This is a genomic window from Chitinophaga sp., assembly GCF_035564935.1.
In the GTDB taxonomy this organism is placed as follows: domain Bacteria; phylum Bacteroidota; class Bacteroidia; order Chitinophagales; family Chitinophagaceae; genus Chitinophaga.
Map to the genome: position 1 here is coordinate 1 of NZ_DATMTE010000871.1, position 4,625 is coordinate 4,625.

Annotated in this window: 4 protein-coding genes and 1 other RNA gene; 4 read left to right on the top strand and 1 reads right to left on the bottom strand. The window is 46.4% G+C overall.

Features of this window, described 5'->3' with window-relative positions; genetic code table 11:
* Positions 1–61: 61 nt before the first annotated feature.
* Complete coding sequence (locus VN105_RS22695; protein ID WP_325644506.1) at positions 62–502, bottom strand: DUF5684 domain-containing protein; 441 nt, start codon at positions 500–502, stop codon at positions 62–64.
* 202 nt (positions 503–704) lie between these two features.
* Here VN105_RS22695 and ffs point away from each other — a divergent pair.
* The 4 genes from ffs (at position 705) to VN105_RS22715 (ending at position 3,966) form a co-directional block, all read left to right on the top strand.
* An RNA gene (gene ffs / locus VN105_RS22700) (signal recognition particle sRNA small type) lies at positions 705–804 on the top strand.
* A gap of 123 nt (positions 805–927) precedes the next feature.
* Positions 928–1,578 carry a fructose-6-phosphate aldolase gene (fsa, locus tag VN105_RS22705; protein WP_142686038.1) on the top strand — a complete coding sequence of 217 codons (651 nt, stop codon included), beginning with the start codon at positions 928–930 and terminating at the stop codon, positions 1,576–1,578.
* Positions 1,579–1,728: 150 nt separating this feature from the next.
* Positions 1,729–3,222: a glycerol kinase GlpK gene (glpK, locus tag VN105_RS22710; RefSeq protein ID WP_325644509.1), complete on the top strand. Its 1,494-nt coding sequence runs from the start codon at positions 1,729–1,731 to the stop codon at positions 3,220–3,222.
* A 33-nt stretch (positions 3,223–3,255) separates the two neighbouring features.
* Entirely contained in the window at positions 3,256–3,966 is a 711-nt protein-coding gene (locus VN105_RS22715) for an MIP/aquaporin family protein (protein WP_325644511.1), read from the top strand.
* Positions 3,967–4,625: the final 659 nt, after the last annotated feature.

Below are 4,625 nucleotides of genomic sequence, written 5' to 3' on the forward strand. Positions count from 1 at the left end.
CTTCGATATAAAAAAAGGCGGCTGATCACCTCAGCCGCCTCCTTCATTACAATTATTTTAATCAGGCCGTTTTTCCTATCGAGTTCAGATCGTCATTTACATTATTGAAACGGGTGGGATCGCCTGCAGGACCTTTGTACACGATAGTACGGTCGAATGCCAGGATCGGGTAAAACACAATAGGCAGTAATACCAGCCCCACTGTAAACCCTTCTGTTTTGCCGAAACTTTTACTGAGCAGGTTGGTTGCCCAGATACCCCAGATGGCGCCGATGTAAGGAATACACATCAGGAGCACCCAATACCATGGCTTACCTATGATCTGTGTAAGCACATAAATGTTGTAGATAGGGATAATTGCTTTCCAGCCTTCCTGTCCGGCTTTCTCAAATACCTTCCACATGCAGAAAATAAAAAATACGACGATTACAAGGCAGATAATTAAGAATACGCCACTGAACATGGCGCCGAAGGCACTGCTGCTTTCATAACTTGTTTCCATAATTGAGGTTTAAGTGGTTTAAAAAATGAATGACAATACTATTTGGGATATGTTCGCTTTCCAAATATATATAATTTTTCCCATTACATAGCGTAATCAGTATTAACCTTCAAAGAATACGTATTCCTACGGTTTTAAAAAAAGTTTCAACATTTCCATTTCTAATATTTGGATATTCAGTGCATTATCTTACCTTTGCAACCGGCAAGTCTTATACGACCAGCTCCTACTGAACTCCCCCAGGACAGGAATGTAGCAAGGGTAGGTGGTTGTAGCGGTGCGATATAAGTAACTTGCCTTTTTTTCTTTTTTTATTGTCATTAGTTGCTTGTCAATAGTATTCTGGTTGCTATTTTCTCCACCTCTTTCACTAATGACAGCATCTCCACAAACGGTTCATTTCCTGACAACTAATTTATCATAGTATGAAATTCTTTATCGATACAGCTAATCTGGCACAAATCAAAGAAGCTCATGATCTTGGCGTTTTGGATGGTGTAACCACCAATCCTTCTCTCATGGCCAAAGAAGGTATCAAAGGCGACGCTGCAATTATTAAACATTACGAAGACATCTGCGAAATAGTAGATGGTGATGTAAGTGCAGAAGTACTCTCTACCGATTTTAATTCTATCATTGAAGAAGGTAAAAAACTGGCCGCTATTCACCCGAATATCGTAGTGAAAGTGCCTATGATAAAAGATGGCGTAAAAGCCATCAAATGGTTTACCGACAATGGTATCAGAACCAACTGTACCCTGGTGTTCTCTGCCGGTCAGGCTATCCTGGCTGCCAAAGCAGGCGCTGCTTATGTTTCCCCTTTCATTGGCCGTATAGACGATACCAATTGGGATGGCGTGGAACTGATCGCTCAAATTGCTCAGATCTACAGCTTACAGGGTTACAAAACCGAAATCCTGGCTGCCTCTATCCGTAGCGCACTTCACATCGTGAAATGTGCGGAAGTAGGCGCCGACGTATGTACTTGCCCGTTAGATTCTATCCTCGGCCTGCTGAAACATCCGTTAACAGATATCGGTCTCGCTAAATTCCTGGAAGACGCAAAGAAAATGTAGTCTCAATATTTTTTAGATGGTGTATCCCCGGTGCAGTAATTGCGCCGGGGATTTTTTTTCCCTCCGGGAGATGATCACGTTTTGTTGGATAATTTATCTAAATTCAGCATTCATATCCACGTAAACCCGTAATATATAAATGAAAAGCTAATGGGAAAATATATTCTTTCGCTGGATCAGGGTACCACCAGCTCCCGCGCCATTATTTTTGACCACGATGGCAGCATCAAAGCGGTTGCCCAGAAAGAATTTAAACAGATATTCCCCCAACCCGGATGGGTAGAACATGATGCAATGGAAATCTGGACTTCACAGGCCAGCGTGGCCGCCGAAGCAATACTCAAATTAAGGGTGACCGGGGAAAACATTGCCGCTATCGGTATCACCAACCAACGCGAAACCACCATCGTGTGGGACAAACGAACCGGCAAACCCATTCACAACGCCATTGTATGGCAAGACCGCCGCACCGCTGCCTATTGCGATACCCTTATCAAAGAAGGCAAAGAACAACTCGTTAAGGATAAAACCGGCCTGCGCATAGACGCCTACTTCTCCGGTACCAAAATAAAATGGATCCTCGACAACGTGCCGGACGCCCGCAGGAAAGCAGACAACGGGGAGCTCGCATTTGGCACGGTCGACAGCTGGCTCGTATGGAATTTCTCCAATGGCAAACTCCATATCACAGACGTAAGCAATGCATCACGCACGCTGTTGTTTAACATTCACGATATGCAATGGGACCAGGAATTACTGGACCTCTTCGATATTCCTGCCTCCATGTTGCCGGAAGTGAAGCAATCCAGCGAAGTGTATGGTTACTCTGAAGCAAACCTCACCCCCTACCGTATTCCCATTGCTGGCATCGCCGGCGATCAGCAGGCCGCCTTGTTCGGCCAGTTATGCACGCAACCCGGCATGCTCAAAAATACCTATGGCACCGGTTGTTTTATGGTGCTGAATACCGGCGATAAACCCATTCCTTCCAAAAACAACCTGCTTACCACTGTTGCATGGAAAATCAATGGTAAAACCACCTATGCCCTGGAAGGCAGCATTTTTATTGGCGGCGCCGTTGTACAATGGCTCCGTGATGGCCTTGGTATTATCCGCCACTCCGCCGATGTGGAAAAGCTGGCGGCTACCGTGCCTCACAGCGACGGCGTATACCTGGTGCCTGCATTTGCCGGCCTGGGCGCCCCTTACTGGAACCAGCACGCACGCGGCACCATGGTAGGCCTTACCCGTGGTTCTACTGCCGCCCACATTGCCCGCGCTGCCCTCGATAGCATCGCCTTTCAAACCATGGACGTTATGAAAGCCATGGAAGCAGATGCAGGTATGCCCATCAGCGAACTGAGAGTTGATGGCGGCGCTACAAAAAACAACCTGCTGATGCAATTCCAGGCCGATCTGCTCAATGTAAAAGTAGTTCGCCCAACCATCACAGAAACCACCGCACTGGGCGCCGCATACCTTGCCGGGCTCGCCATCGGCTTCTGGGACAGCATTGAAACCATTGCCCAACAATGGAAAATAGACGCCACTTTCGATGCTGCTATGGAACCTTCGGAAAACAAACGGTTGCGCAATGAATGGAAACGCGCTATCAGGGCGGCCCAGGCATGGACCGAAGAATAACATTTATCCACGTTTATTATATCAATACTCCTTATGTCTCCTTTTTTAGCAGAACTGGTTGGTACCGCATTCCTCATCGTATTGGGCGATGGTGTAGTAGCCAGCGTAATCCTCAACAAATCCAAAGGCAACCAGGGCGGCTGGATCGTTATCACCATGGGATGGGCCATGGCCGTATTCATCGGGGTATATGCCACCGCTAAATACAGCGGCGCCCACCTCAACCCTGCTGTTACTTTTGCACAGGCGCTGCAAGGGAAATTTCCCTGGGAAGATGTTCCCGCCTATATAGCCGCACAAATGGCCGGCGCCATGCTCGGCGCCCTCCTCGTATGGCTCACCTACAAAAAGCAATTCGATGAAACATCCGATGCAGACACCAAACTGGGCGTATTCTGCACCATTCCAGCCATCCGTAACCCGAAGTATAATTTCCTCACAGAGTTCATTGCCACTATGGTATTCATCCTGGCTATCTCATATATCACCGGCCCTACCGCCGGCATCGGTTCACTGGATGCACTGCCTGTAGCCTTCGTAGTGCTCGCCATCGGCCTGTCGCTCGGCGGCCCCACCGGCTACGCCATCAACCCTGCAAGGGACCTCGGCCCACGACTCATGCACTTCCTCCTGCCCATTCCCGGCAAACGCAACAGCGACTGGAGCTACGCATGGATTCCCATTCTTGGCCCCCTGGCTGGCGCTGCGGCTGCCGCTTTACTGTACCGGTATTTCCTGCACTAAGCGGATTTTGTCTGACTCAGGATTAAACTGATTACACTGATTACGCTGATTTGATTACTTTGGATTTTTGAGGATTTGGGGAGATTGAAGCGGATGTTGTCTGACTCAGGATTATGCTGATTACACTGATTACGCTGATTTGATTACTTTGGATTTTTAAAGGATTTGAGGAGATTGAAGCCGATATTTTGTTATTGATTTTGTTTTTTATAGATTTTCGGAAGATATAGAGCAATTGACTAACAATATTTATTGATATCCAACTCAGTTAGCGACCTTTATTTTAAATGGTGAATATAAAATGGCGCATTGACAATAATAATAACCTGTCAATGCGCCATTGCTATATCAGTGGTCAACAAACCTGTTTGTTGTAAGAACACATCAGTTTAACTGAGTCCGTGCTGTAACCTACCTTGCAAAATGATGATCTATCTGAATAAATTGATAACCCATCTCCACCCAACCAAACGCCACCTACCGGCTACAACAAACCCTCAATTTGTCCAAATCTTCCAAAAATCCCTAAAAAACAAAACTAAAATAACAACAAACATCCGCTTCTATCTCCCCAAATCCTCAAAAATCCAAAGTAATCAAATCAGCGTAATCAATGTAATCAGTTTAATCCTGAGTCAGACAACCTTCGCTCCAATCCC

Bases quoted from the DNA above. Each gene is read 5' to 3' on its own strand.
- glpK (WP_325644509.1), top strand. From the start codon at position 1,729: ATGGGAAAATATATTCTTTCGCTGGATCAGGGTACCACCAGCTCCCGC.
- VN105_RS22695 (WP_325644506.1), bottom strand. From the start codon at position 502: ATGGAAACAAGTTATGAAAGCAGCAGTGCCTTCGGCGCCATGTTCAGT.
- fsa (WP_142686038.1), top strand. From the start codon at position 928: ATGAAATTCTTTATCGATACAGCTAATCTGGCACAAATCAAAGAAGCT.
- VN105_RS22715 (WP_325644511.1), top strand. From the start codon at position 3,256: ATGTCTCCTTTTTTAGCAGAACTGGTTGGTACCGCATTCCTCATCGTA.